Below are 16,294 nucleotides of genomic sequence, written 5' to 3' on the forward strand. Positions count from 1 at the left end.
AAAACCGCTCATTTCGCCCGGAATAGCTCCGGAAAAGCCGCCCCCGCGAACAGATCGCCGTCGCGGCCGCCCAGCAGGCCCGCGTTCATGTGGCCGTCGCCGCGCGTACCGGCCTTATAGCGGGTATCTCCCGTCATCAGATGGACGGCCAGCGAGCGGCGCGGCCGCGAGGTCGTATTCGGACCGCTGCCGTGGATGGCGAGGGCGTGATGGAAGCTCACCTGGCCGGCCTTCATGACGAGCGGCACGGGCTCGAACGAAGCGTTCTCGGGGAGATCCATGCCCTGCCGCTGCTTCTCCATATCCTGCTCGAAGAAGTCGTTCACGTTGAGCAGCCCCCATTGGTGGCTTCGGGGGACGACCTGCATGCAGCCGTTGTCCAAGTTGACGTCGTCAAAGGCGACCCAGGCGGTGACGAGCGTCGGCTCGGCCGCGCACTGCCAGTAAGCGTAATCCTGGTGCCAGCCGACGTTGCCGCCTGATCTTCGATCGGGATTGCCCGGCTTAAACAGCAGCTGGTCGTGCCACAGGCGAATAGAACCGGCTCCCATCAGACGGCAAGCGATCTCGCCGATGACGGGATCGGTGGCCAGCGAGCGAAGCTCGGCATCGGCCCAGTGGGAATTGTCGGTTTTGCGCAGCCCATTGCCGTTCTCGGGCGTCCAATACCCGTCGAACGGCGCTCGCCCCGTCTCGAATTGCCCCTCGTATACTCGTTCCATATGCTCGCGCAGTCGTTTCAACCGAGCCTCGTCAATGAGCTGCGGCGCTACCCAGTACCCATTCTGTTTGAAGAAAGCGACGTCTGCCTCCGTTGGCAGCAAGTTGTTCCGATCCGACATTTCCGTTCCTCCCGCTTCGATGATTGCCGCAAGATTTCCTCATGCGTTGCTTCCATCATAGCGCGAGCAGTCGGCGGTCGGCTTTGTTCGGCTTCAACCGGAAGTTAACGTTTTTCGTCATTTGACGAGAAACGTCGCCGATAGGCGTAAGGCGAAATTCCCGTCTGCCGCTTGAAGAACACGCTGAACGCATGGAGCGACGAGAATCCTAATCGCTCGGCGATCGACGTGATCGTCTCGCCGGTTTCCGCCAGCCAATATTTGGCCCGATCGGTGCACAGCATGCGGATGTACTTACCGAGCGGAATGCCGAACGAGCGCTTGAACTCTCGTTCCAGATGAGTCCGGCTGAGATGCTGCCTCTTCGCCAAATCCAAGGCGGCGATGCCGATGCTTGCATGCTCGTGGAGATATTGGAGCAGCTCCTTCATCGCCGGAGCGAGCGGACCGTCTTCCGGAGCTCCGTCCGGCAGGGCCGCCTCGCGATAAAGGCGGATGACGCGAACGAGCAATTGCTGGAACAGGCTTTCCGCCATCAGAGCCGAATGCGGGCCGGGGTTCTCGATCTCGGCGAAGACGGCATCGAACAACTGTTTCACGTCTCCGCTCGTATCCCGTACTGTGCGGGCCCGCCCAAGCCGGTAAAAATCAGCTTCAAGCTTCTGCCGATTCGTCAGCCGGAAGCCCGTGTAGTACAGACGGTAAGTTTCTCCCAAGGACGCGCCTTGATGGCCCTCTCCCGGCTTCGTCAAGAACAGATCCCCCTGGCGCACGCGATACATATCCCCGTCGATCGAGAACCAGCCTTGTCCTTCGTCTACGTAGCACAGCTCGAAATGTTCGTGCATATGCCTGTCCACCTGCCAGGTGCTTAGCATCTGGATGCCGATATACGAGAGGTTGTCGAAGTCGTGTTGAAAAGGAAGCTCCTCCCGCAGCTCGGAAGAACCCTTGTAGCGGTTGCGCGAGGCGGGGGGCGGAGTTTTATGCGCGGTCATCCAAGATCGTCTCCTTATACCGTGAGGTGCGGCGGCTTTGTGCGCCGGGCGATTCCGAGACGCCTCAGGCCGCTCTCGCTTCAAGTCGTTTTAATTATAAAAAACTTTGTGGAATAGGACCAGAAATGAAAGGATTGCCTTCTACTCGCCCGGCGCGCTCCTCCCTACAATGGAGTCAAGACAGAGAAAAGCAGGTGGAGCACATGAGCAGACGAGACGGGGGAACGGCGGGCCGGCGCTGGAAGCTGATTCGGGGCAATCTGGATATGTATTTGCTGCTCGTTCCGGGCGTTGCGTTTATGCTGCTGTTCAAATACGCCCCCATGTACGGCATCGTGATCGCGTTTCAGGATTTTAACATTTTTGCCGGCGTTGCCGGCAGCGAATGGGTCGGGACGGCGCAGTTCGAGCGTCTGATCCGTTCGGACGAATTTTTGCAGGTGCTGGTCAATACGCTGCTGATCAGCTTGTACAAAATTACGATACTGTTCCCGATTCCGATCGTCATTGCGCTGATGCTGAACGAAGTGCGGCGAATGTTTTTCAAACGGACGATCCAGACGATCATTTATTTGCCCCATTTCCTTTCCTGGGTCATTATTTCGGGGCTGTTCGTCAACATCCTGTCGCCGACGGGCGGCATGGTCAACGTGATGATCCGGGCGCTCGGCGGCGAGCCGATTTCGTTTTTTACCGATAACGATTTGTTCCGCAGCCTGGTCGTGTTTACCGCGGGATGGAAGGAGATCGGCTGGAATGCGATCGTGTTTATCGCCGCCATCGCGGGCATCGAGCAGGAGCAATACGAAGCCGCCGCCATCGACGGGGCGGGACGGCTGCGCCAGATGTGGTCGATTTCGCTGCCGGGCATGCTGCCGACGATCGTGCTGATGTTTATTTTGCGGATCGGCAGCTTGCTGGAGGCCGGCACGGAGCAAATCTTGACGATGTACAATCCGCTTGTGTACGAGACCGGCGACGTCATTGGCACCTACGTATATCGGATGGGCCTCGGCCAGCAGGACTACAGCTTCAGCACCGCGGTTGGCCTGTTCAACTCGGCGGTCGGGTTTCTGCTGATCGTGATCGGCAACATGCTCAGCCGCAAATTTCTGAATCGCAGCATCTGGTAGGGAGGGAGAAGCCATGTACAGAAAAACAATCAAAGACTATGCGCTGGACGGCACGATTTATACGCTGCTGATCCTCATGGGACTGATGACGCTGCTCCCGTTCGCCAACGTGCTGTCCAAGTCGTTCAGCGAGGAATGGGCGATCGTGTCGGGCAAGGTCGGCATTTTACCGATCGGTTTCCAGTTCGATACGATGGCGTTTGTCGTCACGAGCAGCCAGTTTCTCCGCTCGCTTGGGATTTCGGTGCTAGTCACCGTCATCGGCACGCTGGCGTCGCTGCTTGTTACAGCGCTGACCGCTTACCCGCTGTCGAAGCGCGAGCTGCCCGGCATCGGCGCCCTGATCGTCCTGTTTATTTTTACGATGATGTTTAACGGCGGCATTATTCCGAACTATTTGCTGATTCGCGAGCTGGGCTTGATCAACCATCTGGGTTCATTGGTTTTGCCCGCATTGGTCAGCGTGTTTAATCTTCTTGTCATTAAAAGCTACTTCGAAAACTTGCCTTCGAGTCTGGAGGAGTCGGCCAAAATCGAAGGGGCGCGCAATCTGACGATTTTGTTCCGGATCATTTTGCCGCTCAGCGGTCCCGTGCTGGCGACGATCGGGCTGTTTTACGCGGTGTATTTCTGGAACGACTACTTTAATCCGATGCTGTACATCAACAGCACGTCGCTGAAGCCGCTGCAATTGTACTTGCAGGACATCGTAATGAACGCGGATACGTCCTCGGCGCTCGACAAAAGCGCGGACGATCTGATGAACGTGCCTGCGGAGGGCGTCCGGGCGGCGACCGTTATCGCGTCTACGCTGCCGATTTTGCTGGTCTATCCGTTTTTGCAAAAGTATTTTATCAAAGGCGTGCTTATCGGCTCCGTCAAAGGGTAACGCATTAACTTTTTCGGAAGCGGCGCGCTTATCGGCTCCCTGTACCGGTCGGCGGAGGCGGGACGCGCGACGCATTTCCGAAAAATTAATGATATAGATTACAATACATGCAGGAGGGTCTCACGATGAAAAAAGCATTTAAGCGGATCTCGGTTATCGTTATGGCTGCGCTTATGGTGACAACGGCGGCCGCATGCTCGGGCAATAACGGCAACAACAGCGGCTCCGCGCCCGCAAGCGCGGGCAGCGAGGCAACCGCCAAACCCGATGCGCCGAAGCCGACGCTGAAGCGGCTGAACGTCTGGACCAACGAGGATTACAACGCGTACCCGGTCGCCAAGCTGCTGGAGGAAGCGACGGGTTATAAGATGGAATACGATATGCTGCCCCAGGACAAATGGGCGGAAAAGCTGAACCTGATCATGTCGTCCGGCGAGGCGTACGATATGGTGACGTCCTACAGCGACATGGCGCTGTATTCGGACTACGCGCAGAAGGGCGCGCTCGTCGACCTGACGTCGCTGATCGAGGAGTTCGGGCCGAACATCAAAGCGGCGCTGAAGCCGGAATCGATCGAAGCGTTGAAGGTAAACGGCAACTTGTATGCGATTCCCGTATCGATTACGTACGAGGTTAACAGCTCCATTTTGATCCGCACGGATTGGCTAGAGAAGCTGGGGCTGCCCATGCCGACGACAACCGACGAGTTGACGCACGTGCTGCAGCAATTCAAGGAACAAGACCCGGGAGGCAACGGCGAACGCAACGTGCCGCTGACGATCAAAGGCGATCAAGCGATGATCGACAACATTGTAGGCGCGTTCGGCATTCCGAACGGCTGGAACGAGGTGGACGGCCGGATGGTTCCAAGAGTGCTCGACCCGTCCTTCAGGGATTACGCAGCTTATGTCGCCGACCTTTACAAACAAAGACTGATCGACCGCGAATTTGTCGCCAACAAAGACGCCACCGCCAAAGAAAAATTCGCAAGCGGCGTGGCCGGAGCCATTGTCGTTCACTGGGCGGATATTCCGGGGATTCACGAAGCTTTGTCCAAAAACTTGCCGGACGCGAAATTCGCTTACGTGCCGGCGCTGAAAGGTCCAAACGGCGAAGCGGGCTTTACCGCCAACGCCGGCTTCGACCGGCTGACGTTTATTCCGAAATCGGCCAAATATCCGGAGGACGCGATCAAATGGATTAACGCAAGCCTCGAGCCGGAGACGTTCAAAACGATGGCGATCGGCGTGGAAGGCACGCACTACAAGGTGGAAAACGGCGGCTATACCCCGATTTTGCCGATCTTCAACGACGAGCGCAATTTGGCGAACAACTTTATGGTCGGCACGGACGAAGAAATGTACCCGCAATATTGGCAAGCGCGCGTCCGTAAAAATCCGGTCATGTTCGAAGCGTTCGATTTCCTGAACAATCAGCAGCCGGCCGAGGTCAAACATTTGAACGTGCTTGGACTGGCGCCGTACATGCAGCAATACGCCAAGAACAATCAGCAGCTTCATACGATGTCCAACGACTATACGGTCAAGCTCATTGCGGGAGCGGAATCGCTCGACGGGCTGGCGGATTTCCAGGCGAAATATTTGGCTGCGGGAGCCGAAGTCAGCTCCCAAGAAGTTAACGAATGGTATCAATCGGTCAATAAATAACGGGATAAGCGGCGGCGCTGTCGTTCGAAGACGCGGTGCCCGTCGGCGACGTCGAAGCCGGGAATCGAACCAGAGCGGACGGATCGGCCGGCTGACAAGGAGGACATGGCGATGTACAGATTGCTGATCGTTGACGATGAACCGGCGGTGAGAGCGGGGCTGCGCTCCTATTTCGACTGGGCTTCCTACGGCATTGAAGTGGCGGGCGAAGCCGACGACGGCGACGTTGCGCTGGAGATGATCGCGCGGGAGCGGCCGGATCTCATTTTGACGGATGTCCGGATGCCGAATATGGACGGCATCGCGATGTCGCAGCGGGTGGCGGAAGCGTATCCGCCTATCAAATTCATTTTCGTCAGCGGGCATGACGACGTCGATTATTTGAAGTCCGCGATGAAGGTGAGCGCGGTCGACTATATCTTCAAGCCGGTCAATCTGCAGGAGCTTGGCGCGGTGATCCAACGCGTCGCGGCCGAGATGGACGCGGAACGGTCGGAGCGGCAGCTGCGGCAGGAGCTTCTCGTCAAGCTGAAGGAGGGGATGCCCCTTCTTCGCGAGAAGTTTTTGCTGTCGCTGATCGGGGATGGCGCGCCAAACACGAATATCGGCGAACGCGTCGCTTTCCTTGAGCTGGATCTGACCGTCGACGCCGCGTATTGGGTGCTTGTCCTCTCCGTCGACGATATGGCCGACGTGCTTGGCAGCCGCTCCGAGCGGGATCGCCAGCTGCTTTGGTATTCAGTGCTGAACATTTATCAGGAACTGATCGATACGTATTTCCGAGGGTACGCCTTCGAGCACCGGAACGGCGAATTCGTCGGCGTACTGCGCGCTGCGGATGCGGATGCCGCCGCGCCGGACATGGCCGAAGCTTTGTTGGCGCTGGCCGGAGACGTTCGTTCGAATTTGGAGCGCTGGCTGAAGCTGAGCGTGACGATCGGCATCAGCGACCGGGCAGAAGGCCTTGCCGACTTGGCCCATGCCTACAGGCAGGCTCGCGAAGCGGCCGACTACAAATGGTATCTCGGCAAAAACCGGATCATTACGATGAACAGCCTGGAAACCGCCGCATCGGAAGCCGACGGCGCTCCGAAATACGATCACGAGCTGAACGCGCAGCTGCTGTCCGCGCTGAAGGCCGACGATGCCGATAAGCTTGGCGAAGCCGTGGACCGGATTTTCGCGAATCTCGCCTATAACCGGCCCGGCGGGCTGAAGTACGGGCGCAACATGTGCCTGCAGCTTGTGCTGGCGGCCGGGCAGCTGCTGATGGAGCTGGGAGCGCAGTCCCCGGAGCTCGAAGCGATGGAAGCGGAGCTGTGGGAAGCGCTGTTCGATAAAGAAACGCTCGGCGAAATGAAGCAGCTGCTGGAGTCGTATTTGGCTTCGGCGATGAGCCGCATTCGCGAGAAGCGGACGGGCAAGGTGGCCAACGTCGTCGAACGAATCCGCGGCTTTATTGAGCAGCGCTATTCGGACGGCCATTTGACCGTTGCCGACATCGGAAAGGCGGTCTATTTGTCGCCGACGTACGTGAGCCTGCTGTTCAAACAGGAGACGGGGCAGACGGTCGGCGAATATTTGACGCAAGTACGCGTGGACAAGGCGAAGCAGCTGCTGCGCGACCCGCAATACAAGTTTTATGACATCTGTTACGCCATCGGCTACACCGATCCGAGTTATTTCACCAAGCTGTTCAAAAAAGTGACGGGCGTGACGCCAAGCGCCTACAGGGATTCGCATGCGTAAAGCCGTCGCCGCCGTAACCCGCTTCGTTGCGCCGCTGCGCCGGCTTTCGATCCCGCGTCCGTGGCTGATCGCTTATTTGCTGTTGATCGTGCTGCCCGCAGGCGTGTTTTTGTACGGCTATTATGAGCGTTCCGCCGTCATTTTGAAAAACGAGGTTGTCCGCACGATGCATCAGACGCTGAAGCAGGCGGGCAGCAACTTGTCCTACCGGCTTGAGCGCATCGAAGATATTAGCAACGCCGCGTTTATGAACGCCAACCTGCATTCGTATTTGTCTGTCGGAGCGGACGACCAGTCGATCGGCATTCAAATTAAAGTGATCGAGGATTTGCGTTTTTTGGTGGAAACGGTGCAATCCAATTCCGACGTGTTCCGGGTTCGGTTGTTTGTCGACAAATCAAAGCTGTATGCCGGGGAACGGGTCAACTTTTTTTCGCTCGACAGCTTGATGGCGCGTCCGTGGTTCGATGCGATTATTGCGGGAAACGGCGGCATCGTATGGACGGGCGTGTACAACGAAACGTTTCTGGAAGGCGGGGAGGAGACGGTCATCTCCGCCGCCCGGATGCTCCGGGACCCCGACAATTACGACAAGGTGTCGGGCGTGCTTATGATCGACATGCGGCAAAACGTAGTGTCGGATATTCTCTCCGAGCTTGAATTCGCTCCGGGCACGGCCGTATACCTGGTTGCGGAGGACGGGCGAATCGCGTATCATCCCGACCCGGCGTTGATCGGCACGGCGCTTGACGCTTCGATCTGGGAGCCGATGCGCGGGCAGACGGAGGGCACGGCGTCGCTGAGGCTGAACAACGAAATAAACGACGTTATGTTTACGGCGATTGGCCCGAACGGCTGGAAGCTTGTGGCGCAAGGCACGGAATCGCAGCTGTCGCCGATGACGGTCAAGCTGACCAAACGTTCCGAATGGCGGTCGCTGATCGAATACGTCGCGCTGTTTCTTATTTTGCCGTTTGTCCTGCTTGCGATTATCGTGAGAGGCATGAACCGCCGGGTGAACCGGGTCATTACCGCGATCCGTAAGGAAAGCAAGGAGGGCGGCCGCGACGGCATCGACGGCTTGCATGATCTGCCCGCCGTAAACGGCGATTTCCATATGCTCGAACGGAGCGTCGATCATCTTATTTTGCGGGTGCAGACGCTGGTCGAGGAAAAATACACGGTGGAAATCAGGGAGCGCGAAGCGCAGCTTCAAGCGCTTCAAGCGCAGATCAACCCGCATTTCCTGTACAACACGCTGGATACGATCAACTGGATCGCCATCGGCAAAGGCGCAACCGACATCAGCCAAATGATCGACAGCCTGGCGAAATATTTCCGCCTCAGCCTGAACAAAGGCAAAAGCATCGTCAGCGTGCAGGACGAGCTGCAGCTGGCGGAGGTGTACCTCGAAATTCAGCAAAGCCGCTTTACGGGTTCGTTTGATTTCGAGCTGGACGCGCAGCCGGCGCTCGCCGCGTACCGGATGCCGAAGCTGATTTTGCAGCCGATCGTCGAGAACGCGCTGCTGCACGGCATTCGCAAAGCGAAGAACCGCCGCGGCCTGATCCGCATTTCGGCGCGGGAGGACAACGGCGATCTGCGGTTTGCGATTTCCGATAACGGCATCGGCATGGAGGAAGAGCTGGCCCGCAAGCTGCTGACCGAGGCGCGCTCGGAGCCGAGCGAGCATTCCGGCGGCAGCTCTTACGGTTTGTTTAACGTCAACGAGCGCATCAAGCTGTACGCCGGCGAGGAATACGGGCTGGGCATTTCCTCCGAGCCCGGCGCGGGCACCGTCGTTACCGTCCGGCTTAAGGCGGAGAAGGAGGGGCCGTCCTAAGCGCGGTACGCTTCGGCTTGGCGTCCGGGACGGGACGCCTCTTTTTCGCATTGTGAGACTAGCGTCTCATCCCTACTCTGCCGCCGAAGACCGGTTGTCGATCGGAACCTCCGCCCCGAAGAAGACGACGGACGAGATTTCCTTGTCGTTAATCACTTTATCGAAGGTTTTGATCGTCAGGATCTGGCGGGACAGAAGATCGCTCAGGTGCAATCCGGAGAAGACGCCTGTCGTCTCCGACGTGCCGTCCGCATAGCGGATCGTAATCGGATATTCGTCGGCCTCTTCGTCTTGGCCGCTTTCTCTTCGCTCTCTGGCGGCTTCGCCGATTTCTTTCGCGAATTCGCTTTCGATTTTTAGCGCGATCGAGATGGGCGATACGGATACGGATTTCAATACGGCTTCGTAGCCGTACAGATCGATTTTGCGGTTCGGCTGGTAGAGCGAGGAGTAAGCCTTGAAATCCAGCTTAAACTCCGCTTCCCAAGCTCCGGCGATCACCGTCTTGAATATGCCCGGGAACGGATCCGCCCCTTGCAAATTCGTAAACCGGAAGCGGGCCGTCTGTCCCTCCAACGAATTTTCCGTCATCACGCTCATGACCATGCTGATTTTATTGTCGTTGGGATTGCCGTCGTCCAGCAGCTTAAAGCCCGTGCCGTGAAAGCTTTCGTTCGTCGTCGTATTAGGATTCTCGAAACGATAGCGGGCCGCGTTCAACGCCATGCCCTTCGGGGCGATGAAGTCCATTAAGATGTAAGCGAGATTGCCGTCCCCGATCGCCTGCTTCAGGACGAGCGTTCCCTCCTCGTTCGCGACTTGCTTGTCGATCGTATAGGCGCCGTTGGATAAATAAGCGGCCTGTTCGGGAGTGGAGGGACTGAGAAATTTCAGAAAGGTTTCATCCAGTCCGCGATAAGCCGCGGCCAGAGCCGTCGTCGTTAACAAGACGGTCAGCAGCGCCGCCATAACCGCAAACCGGGTTCGTCTCGTCGGAACGCCCCTTCTCCCGAGCTTCGTGCTTCCGCTGCGGCTGTGCGCCAGCAGGTTCCGATACATCTTTTCTTTTTGCTCGTCCGTCGGCGCCGGAGCAAGGGCTTCGAACAGCCGCTTCATTTTGTCATCACTCATGCGAGTTCCTCCCCAAGTCGATTTTCAAGCGTTCCCGGCCTCTGGACAGCCGAGTGAGAATCGCGCTTTCCGATCTCCCCAGCAGCTCTCCGATCTCTTTGGCCTTGTATCCCTCGTAGTAGTAGAGATAGAGTGCGGTTTTGTATTTCTCCGGAAGCGAGAGCAGTCTCGCCAGCACTTCCCCCGATGCGTCTCCGTCTTCGCGGAAAGCCGGTTCCGGCAAAGAGTCGATATCCGTTCGGCGGGTTCTCCACCAATGCTTCAGATGATCCTTGCAGTGGTTGCGGGCGGCAACGATCAGCCACGCTTTCTCATGCTCGAAGTCTCCGAATGCCGTCCGGGAGCGGATCAGCTTCAGGAATACGGATTGAACGGCGTCCTCCGCGTCGGCGGCGTTGCGCAGGTAGAGATAGCACAGCCTGTACACCTGATCGACATGCCGTCGATAGAGCTCGGCCCATTTTTCCTCCGGATGTAGACAATCGTTGTTCATTTATTCTCCTCCTGCATACAACACGATCGAAGGCTCCGAAATATCCCATTCCAATATCAGGAAACCGGTGGTAAAATGTTGATTTTATTCGAGTTCATGGGCGGAGCGGGTGACGGGATGTTCGGGATAGCGATATTGCTGGTGCTCGGTTCGGGTTTTCTTCATTCGGCATGGAACCTGTATACGAAGAAGAGTCTGAACAAGAACGTGTTTCTTTGGTTTTGCCAGCTTGTCGCCGTGATTGCGTTTTTGCCGTGGACGATTCTGGAATGGGACGGCGGCCAATGGAACGGAACGGGCATCCTGATCGTCCTTGCCTCCATGCTTTTACACGGACTCTATGTCATTTTACTCGCAGCCGCTTATTCCGCAGGGGACTTGTCGCAAGTGTACCCGATCATGAGAGGGACAAGCCCATTGTTGGTTCCGCTCCTTGCGGTGATCTTTCTTCAGGAACAATTATCTTTAATCGGGTGGTTAGGCGTTGTCTCGATTGTACTAGGCATTGTCCTGTTGAGCGACGTAAAGTTCAAGCGAGACGGCTTGTCGTCGTCCAAAGCGCCTCTACTGGCACTAGCCGTGGGAGTGTGCATAGCCGGCTACATCATAGTGGATAAAATCGCTCTCGACTACGTATCCCCGGTCGTGCTGAACGAAGCGACGAATATCGGCAATCTGTTGATTCTTTCCTGGGTGACTTTTCGCTCCGGCGCGATTAGACAAGAACTTCAAGTTAATTGGAAGATAATGCTGCTGGGCGGAATCATCGCTCCGGGCGGATATCTGCTGTTCTTATATGCGCTTTCTCTCGCGCCGGTAGCCCAGCTTTCGCCTATGAGGGAGATAGGCACCGTGTTCGGCACGTTGATGGGGATTTTTATCCTTCGGGAAAAGCAAGGGAAAAGACGAATCCTGACCTCCCTGTGCATTACGGCCGGAGTCGTTGTTTTGGGGATATGGGGGTAGGTTTGACTGAAGCGATCAATCGCGTTGACAAGACAATAGCTATATGTGAGAATTTAATTAGCTATATTAGCTAAAAAAATCTCGCATTGGGGGAGAGCGCATGAAAGTCAGCTCTACCGAGGTGCAAAATAACTTCGGGAAGTATTTGGCTATCGCAGCGCACGAAGACGTTGTTGTAACGCGCAACGGCAGGGAGATCGCCAAGCTGACGAAGGTGGACGAGATCAGCGCCGGAGTCGTCGCGGAGCGCCGAGCTTCGTACGAATTCGGAAACGATGGCGGCCGGAAGGCAGCGTTCGAAGAGTTTCAGGCGCTGTCGAAGGACAATGAAGAGGAACGGTACGAATATATCGACGGCGAGATCTACGCGATGGCCTCGCCCAAGACGGATCATCAGATCGCGCTGATGGAACTGGCGGTCATGTTCCACGATTGGTCTCAAGGAAAGTCGTGCCGGCCGTTCGTCGCGCCTTACGATATTCAATTGCGTCGAATCGAAAGACAGGACCAGCTCAACGTCGTGCAGCCTGACCTCATGATCATTTGCGATCTGGAGGAGCATCTTGACGCAGACGGGTATTACAAGGGCGTACCGGCCTTGCTTGCGGAGATCTTGTCGGAGAGCACCCGGCGCAAGGATCTGCTTCGCAAAGCCGATTTGTATATGAGGAGCGGCGTGAAGGAGTACTGGATCGTGAACCCGTTCTCGAAGGAAATTACGGTATACCGGTTTGCGGATGGGGAGATCGCGGAGAACGTGACGTTCCGGCTCGGAGAGACGGCTAAGTCCTATATCTTCGAGGGGTTGAGCGCGGAGCTGAATCGCCTGTTTCGGTAATGCCTCGAAGGGACGGCTGCGGTCGCATTTTAATCCTCCGTCGATCTAGTGTACACTGAAGGTATTACGACATTTCGAGGAGGTTCGATCATGGGAATTTACGATTTTAAAGCGAACACGATCAAGGGAGAAGAAGTCGGGCTCGATACATACCGGGGCCAAGTCGTCCTCATCGTCAACACGGCCAGCAAGTGCGGATTGACGCCTCAGTACGAAGGGCTCGAGAAGCTGTATCAGCAGTACAAGGATCGCGGCCTCGTCATTCTGGGCTTCCCTTGCAATCAGTTCGGCGCCCAGGAGCCCGGCTCCAACTCCGAGGTCGAACAGTTCTGCCAAGTGAACTACGGCGTATCCTTCCCCCTTTTCGAAAAGATCGACGTCAACGGAGACGCCAGACATCCGCTGTACGCCTATCTGACCGAGGAGAAGCCGTTTGAAGGCTTCGACCAGACGCAACCGTCCGGACAGAAATTCCACGCGATGTTTGCCAATAACATGCCGGACAAGCTGCTGGACAACGACATCAAATGGAACTTCGCCAAGTTTCTTGTCGATCGCGACGGTCAGGTCATCGCTCGGTTTGAGCCTCCCGTTCTTCCGGACGAGCTCGCCCCGGAGATCGAGAAGCTGCTGTAAGGTATGTAAAGCGGCCCCTGCCATGGCGGGGGCCGATTTTTGGCAGGCGTGCCCAGGGGAGTGCCAGAGGTCGGCGGAGGTGCCCAAGGCCCCAAAATGGCCTTTTTTGGCCTTAGCCGCGCGGCTTGGGAAGCGCGGAGGCACTTTTTTGGCCTTAGCCGCGCGGCTTGGGCAGCGCCGAGGCACTTTTTTGGCCTTAGCCGCGCGGCTTGGGAAGCGCGGAGGCACTTTATTGGCCTTAGCCACGCGGCTTGGGAAGCGCCGAGGCACTTTTTTGGCCTTAGCCACGCGGCTTGGGAAGCGCCGAGGCACTTTTTTGGCCTTAGCCGCGCGGCTTGGGAAGCGCCGAGGCACTTTTTTGGCCTTGGCCGCGCGGCTTGGGAAGCGCCGAGGCACTTTTTTGGCCTTGGCCCCGCGGCTTGGGAAGCGCCGAGGCACTCACCTCGCTGCCAGCGTGGATGTTGCTCCGAATCGAAAAACTAAGCCAATAAAGGACTCACCAACTCATACCGAGGCAATCGGGATAGAGGGGCGTCCACTTCCGTCAGGCAAGGCCCGACGATCGTCGAGCCGTCGTCGCCCAGCCACTGGCCCCGCGGGAAACGGATCAAGCGACGTCGTTCCCCTTGCTTGACGACCGGGGCAACGAGCAGGCGATCGCCCAGCATGAATTGATCGTTCGCATCCTCCAAGCTTTCTTCCGGGAATACGTAGGCCATATGGCGCATGATCGGTTCGCCGGTGTTCGCCGCATGCCGCGCGAGCTCAAGGATGGTGTCGCCCAACTCCGCATGGAGCTTGGCCGCGGCGATGCAGCAATCCAGATGCTCGCGATCCAGGACGCGCCAAGGCGCCGTGGAGAACTGCATCATCGGGAACAAGGCGGAGCATTGGGCGTACCGGACGAACAGCTCCTGATCGATGCGAAAATCGGGATTGTTCTCCACGTCCCCGATCAGCCCGCCCCCGATCATGTCGGGGCAAATGTAAGCATAGCCGGCCAACCCTTGCGCCAGCCCGTTGGGAATGAGCGAGGCGAGCCCGTTGTCGTCCCAGCTGTGCTGTCTGTCCCGGAGCCGCTGTACGAGCGGCTGTCCGGCTTTCTTCCAGCAGGCTCTGTATTCGTTGAACGCGTACCGAAGTCCGACATCCGCCCAAGCCTCGCAATGTCCGTTCGGATGCTGCGGCACCGCGCTGCGATCGGAAGCGCGGTAATATTCGGGATCTCCGGCGTCGAACTTGAAGCCGTCGATTCCGTACTCCTCCATAAGCCCCTGCAACTGCGCGTGGTACCAATCCGCAGCCGCCGCGTTCGTCATATCCAGAACGGCGCTGTACCCGTTCCACCATCTGCGGATCGCGATCTCGCCGTTCTCGTCGCGGAGGAGATAATCACGGCTTTCCAACCAGCGGAAATTCGCGGCGTTATCCGGACTGACGAACGGACATGTCCACAGCATGACCTGAAAGCCGAGCCGATGCAGCTCGTCCGTCATCGCCTTCGGATCGGGAAACCGGTCGCTGCGGAATTTCCATACTCCGTAATCCTCCATCCAATTGTCGTCGATCATCAGAATGCCCGGGGGCAGGCCGTTCGCCAACACGTCCTTCGCGTATTGGAGCGTTCGCGCCTGGGTCGGTTCGTATTGCATCTCGATCCATAGATTGTATTGCGGTACCGTGAAGAACCGGGCGTCGGGCAGCGAGTCCGCGGGCGGGAAATAAGCGCCGGAAGCGGCCCGGAACGCACTGCGGAGATCGCTCCCGCGCTCCTCCAGCACCAGCTCCCCCTCTTCGCATTCCGCCGTCAAGGTGTTATCCTTGAACTGAAACCGGATCGGATACTCGGACCAGACGAACCGGCCTTTGCTCGAGACGAGCAGAGGAACCGCCTGATTGCCGCCGATGCCGGCGATCAAGTCTTTGGCGAACGGCTTCGGCCCGTAAGGCATCGCGCCTCCGTCCGTAATATCGCCTCCCCACCATACTTCTCCTTCCAATAATCGAACTTGCAGTCGTCGCTGGCTCATGGCTCCCATCCTTTCCCTTATTGCTTATGAGCATATCCGAATCGCGAAGTTCGGAATAGGGGCGACCTTGCGTTCTTTTTACACGATCTTGCGAAAATAGGAGGGCTGGGCCATGTCCGACAAAGGGTCGAACGTATACTTGATGATGCTTGGCGACGCTTATCCGTATAATGTATTCGAGCCTGAATTCAACAATGGGCATACGATATTCTCCTCACACTGGCACGAAATTTGCCTTGAAATCATTTTGGTCACGCGAGGGGAAGTCGAACTGCATATCGGCGGCAAGCCGTTCATCGGTGTGCCGGGAGATATTTTCCTGATCGAGGAGGGGGTCATCCACAGCGGATACGTGGTCGATGAACCTCCGGGTTATTACACGATCTTGCTGGATCGCGACAGATTGGCCAGCTCGGATTTCATGAATGTCGCGTCCCGTACCTTGCTGACTGGCAAACTTCGCTTGCCTGCGCGGCTTCGCAGCGGAGAGGATGCTCCTTACGAAGCCTGCGCGCTTGCGATTCGCGCCATTATCCACGAATTCACGCGGAAAGCGGAAGGGTACGAGATCGCCATGAAGTCGTATTTGCATATTTTGCTGCTGGAGCTGGCCCGGAGCTACGGAGAATTCTCCGCGCGAACCGAGCGAAGAAGCGAGACGGCGGAGCGTAATATGGAACGGCTTAAGGAAGCGATCACTTACATTGAGTCGAATTACAGAGAGCGGTTAACCGTCGGCGAAACGGCGCGGGTTGCCGGAATGAGCCCCTATTATTTCTGCCGCATGTTCAAGCATGCGGTCGGCCGAACGTTCACGGAGTTCATTCATCTGTACCGAATCGGCCAAGCGGAGACGCTGATCCGCACGACCGCTCTGCCGATCTCCCTTATCGCCGAGCGGACCGGGTTCGGCACCGTTCAATACTTGGACGAGCTGTTCAAGCGGTACAAGGGATGCACGCCGACGCAATTGCGCAAGCAACCATGGCCATGAACCGAATATTAACGCTGATATGCGAGGAGTTCCGCCGCTGCCGATGAGAGCAGCGGGGGGATTTCTCGACGTTTCAGAAAGTATA

The 16,294-nt window shown here is 57.2% G+C and carries 14 protein-coding genes; 9 read left to right on the plus strand and 5 right to left on the minus strand.

What is annotated here, in order from left to right:
* Nucleotides 1-8 precede the first annotated feature (8 nt).
* Complete coding sequence (locus tag ACESLM_RS04845) at nt 9-842, minus strand: phytanoyl-CoA dioxygenase family protein (protein ID WP_372630248.1); 834 nt, start codon at nt 840-842, stop codon at nt 9-11.
* A 104-nt stretch (nt 843-946) separates the two neighbouring features.
* The gene (locus ACESLM_RS04850) at nt 947-1,840 is read right to left on the minus strand and encodes an AraC family transcriptional regulator (protein ID WP_372630249.1); all 894 of its coding nucleotides are present in this window, start codon (nt 1,838-1,840) and stop codon (nt 947-949) included.
* 203 nt (nt 1,841-2,043) lie between these two features.
* On the opposite strand from ACESLM_RS04850, the gene ACESLM_RS04855 reads away from it, so the two are divergent.
* From ACESLM_RS04855 to ACESLM_RS04875, 5 genes are all read left to right on the plus strand, one after another.
* Nucleotides 2,044-2,973 carry an ABC transporter permease gene (locus tag ACESLM_RS04855; RefSeq protein WP_372630250.1) on the plus strand — a complete coding sequence of 310 codons (930 nt, stop codon included), beginning with the start codon at nt 2,044-2,046 and terminating at the stop codon, nt 2,971-2,973.
* A 13-nt stretch (nt 2,974-2,986) separates the two neighbouring features.
* On the plus strand, nt 2,987-3,862 hold the full coding sequence (locus tag ACESLM_RS04860) for a carbohydrate ABC transporter permease (protein ID WP_372630251.1): 876 nt from the start codon (nt 2,987-2,989) through the stop codon (nt 3,860-3,862).
* A gap of 125 nt (nt 3,863-3,987) precedes the next feature.
* Entirely contained in the window at nt 3,988-5,529 is a 1,542-nt protein-coding gene (locus tag ACESLM_RS04865) for an extracellular solute-binding protein (RefSeq protein WP_372630252.1), read from the plus strand.
* A 111-nt stretch (nt 5,530-5,640) separates the two neighbouring features.
* Nucleotides 5,641-7,278, plus strand: a complete 1,638-nt coding sequence (locus ACESLM_RS04870; RefSeq protein ID WP_372630253.1) for a response regulator — start codon at nt 5,641-5,643, stop codon at nt 7,276-7,278.
* Nucleotides 7,271-9,121: a cache domain-containing sensor histidine kinase gene (locus tag ACESLM_RS04875; protein ID WP_372630254.1), complete on the plus strand. Its 1,851-nt coding sequence runs from the start codon at nt 7,271-7,273 to the stop codon at nt 9,119-9,121. Before ACESLM_RS04870 ends, ACESLM_RS04875 begins: the two co-directional genes overlap by 8 nt.
* Nucleotides 9,122-9,193: 72 nt before the next feature.
* Here ACESLM_RS04875 and ACESLM_RS04880 read toward each other — a convergent pair whose 3' ends face one another.
* Together ACESLM_RS04880 and ACESLM_RS04885 are read right to left on the minus strand one after the other, a co-directional pair.
* Nucleotides 9,194-10,252 (minus strand): hypothetical protein, encoded by a 1,059-nt coding sequence (locus ACESLM_RS04880; protein WP_372630255.1) that lies wholly within the window; start codon nt 10,250-10,252, stop codon nt 9,194-9,196.
* Nucleotides 10,245-10,745 (minus strand): RNA polymerase sigma factor, encoded by a 501-nt coding sequence (locus tag ACESLM_RS04885; protein WP_372630256.1) that lies wholly within the window; start codon nt 10,743-10,745, stop codon nt 10,245-10,247. Before ACESLM_RS04885 ends, ACESLM_RS04880 begins: the two co-directional genes overlap by 8 nt.
* 75 nt (nt 10,746-10,820) lie before the next feature.
* On the opposite strand from ACESLM_RS04885, the gene ACESLM_RS04890 reads away from it, so the two are divergent.
* The 3 genes from ACESLM_RS04890 (at nt 10,821) to ACESLM_RS04900 (ending at nt 13,185) form a co-directional block, all read left to right on the plus strand.
* Nucleotides 10,821-11,711 (plus strand): DMT family transporter, encoded by an 891-nt coding sequence (locus ACESLM_RS04890; RefSeq protein WP_372630257.1) that lies wholly within the window; start codon nt 10,821-10,823, stop codon nt 11,709-11,711.
* 100 nt (nt 11,712-11,811) lie between these two features.
* On the plus strand, nt 11,812-12,549 hold the full coding sequence (locus tag ACESLM_RS04895; RefSeq protein WP_372630258.1) for a type II toxin-antitoxin system prevent-host-death family antitoxin: 738 nt from the start codon (nt 11,812-11,814) through the stop codon (nt 12,547-12,549).
* 90 nt (nt 12,550-12,639) lie between these two features.
* Nucleotides 12,640-13,185: a glutathione peroxidase gene (locus ACESLM_RS04900; protein WP_372630259.1), complete on the plus strand. Its 546-nt coding sequence runs from the start codon at nt 12,640-12,642 to the stop codon at nt 13,183-13,185.
* Nucleotides 13,186-13,664: 479 nt separating this feature from the next.
* Here ACESLM_RS04900 and ACESLM_RS04905 read toward each other — a convergent pair whose 3' ends face one another.
* Nucleotides 13,665-15,215 (minus strand): glycoside hydrolase family 31 protein, encoded by a 1,551-nt coding sequence (locus ACESLM_RS04905; RefSeq protein WP_372630260.1) that lies wholly within the window; start codon nt 15,213-15,215, stop codon nt 13,665-13,667.
* Nucleotides 15,216-15,327: 112 nt separating this feature from the next.
* Here ACESLM_RS04905 and ACESLM_RS04910 point away from each other — a divergent pair, with 112 nt between their 5' ends.
* The gene (locus tag ACESLM_RS04910) at nt 15,328-16,209 is read left to right on the plus strand and encodes a helix-turn-helix domain-containing protein (protein WP_372630261.1); all 882 of its coding nucleotides are present in this window, start codon (nt 15,328-15,330) and stop codon (nt 16,207-16,209) included.
* Nucleotides 16,210-16,294: the final 85 nt, after the last annotated feature.

Source organism: Cohnella sp., assembly GCF_041641335.1.
In the GTDB taxonomy this organism is placed as follows: domain Bacteria; phylum Bacillota; class Bacilli; order Paenibacillales; family Paenibacillaceae; genus Cohnella.

What these genes read in the sequence shown, in the direction of transcription:
- ACESLM_RS04910 (WP_372630261.1), top strand. Translation starts at nt 15,328, where the DNA reads ATGTCCGACAAAGGGTCGAACGTATACTTGATGATGCTTGGCGACGCT.
- ACESLM_RS04845 (WP_372630248.1), bottom strand. Translation starts at nt 842, where the DNA reads ATGTCGGATCGGAACAACTTGCTGCCAACGGAGGCAGACGTCGCTTTC.
- ACESLM_RS04905 (WP_372630260.1), bottom strand. Translation starts at nt 15,215, where the DNA reads ATGAGCCAGCGACGACTGCAAGTTCGATTATTGGAAGGAGAAGTATGG.
- ACESLM_RS04875 (WP_372630254.1), top strand. Translation starts at nt 7,271, where the DNA reads ATGCGTAAAGCCGTCGCCGCCGTAACCCGCTTCGTTGCGCCGCTGCGC.
- ACESLM_RS04895 (WP_372630258.1), top strand. Translation starts at nt 11,812, where the DNA reads ATGAAAGTCAGCTCTACCGAGGTGCAAAATAACTTCGGGAAGTATTTG.
- ACESLM_RS04855 (WP_372630250.1), top strand. Translation starts at nt 2,044, where the DNA reads ATGAGCAGACGAGACGGGGGAACGGCGGGCCGGCGCTGGAAGCTGATT.
- ACESLM_RS04860 (WP_372630251.1), top strand. Translation starts at nt 2,987, where the DNA reads ATGTACAGAAAAACAATCAAAGACTATGCGCTGGACGGCACGATTTAT.
- ACESLM_RS04900 (WP_372630259.1), top strand. Translation starts at nt 12,640, where the DNA reads ATGGGAATTTACGATTTTAAAGCGAACACGATCAAGGGAGAAGAAGTC.
- ACESLM_RS04850 (WP_372630249.1), bottom strand. Translation starts at nt 1,840, where the DNA reads ATGACCGCGCATAAAACTCCGCCCCCCGCCTCGCGCAACCGCTACAAG.
- ACESLM_RS04890 (WP_372630257.1), top strand. Translation starts at nt 10,821, where the DNA reads ATGTTGATTTTATTCGAGTTCATGGGCGGAGCGGGTGACGGGATGTTC.
- ACESLM_RS04870 (WP_372630253.1), top strand. Translation starts at nt 5,641, where the DNA reads ATGTACAGATTGCTGATCGTTGACGATGAACCGGCGGTGAGAGCGGGG.
- ACESLM_RS04885 (WP_372630256.1), bottom strand. Translation starts at nt 10,745, where the DNA reads ATGAACAACGATTGTCTACATCCGGAGGAAAAATGGGCCGAGCTCTAT.
- ACESLM_RS04865 (WP_372630252.1), top strand. Translation starts at nt 3,988, where the DNA reads ATGAAAAAAGCATTTAAGCGGATCTCGGTTATCGTTATGGCTGCGCTT.
- ACESLM_RS04880 (WP_372630255.1), bottom strand. Translation starts at nt 10,252, where the DNA reads ATGAGTGATGACAAAATGAAGCGGCTGTTCGAAGCCCTTGCTCCGGCG.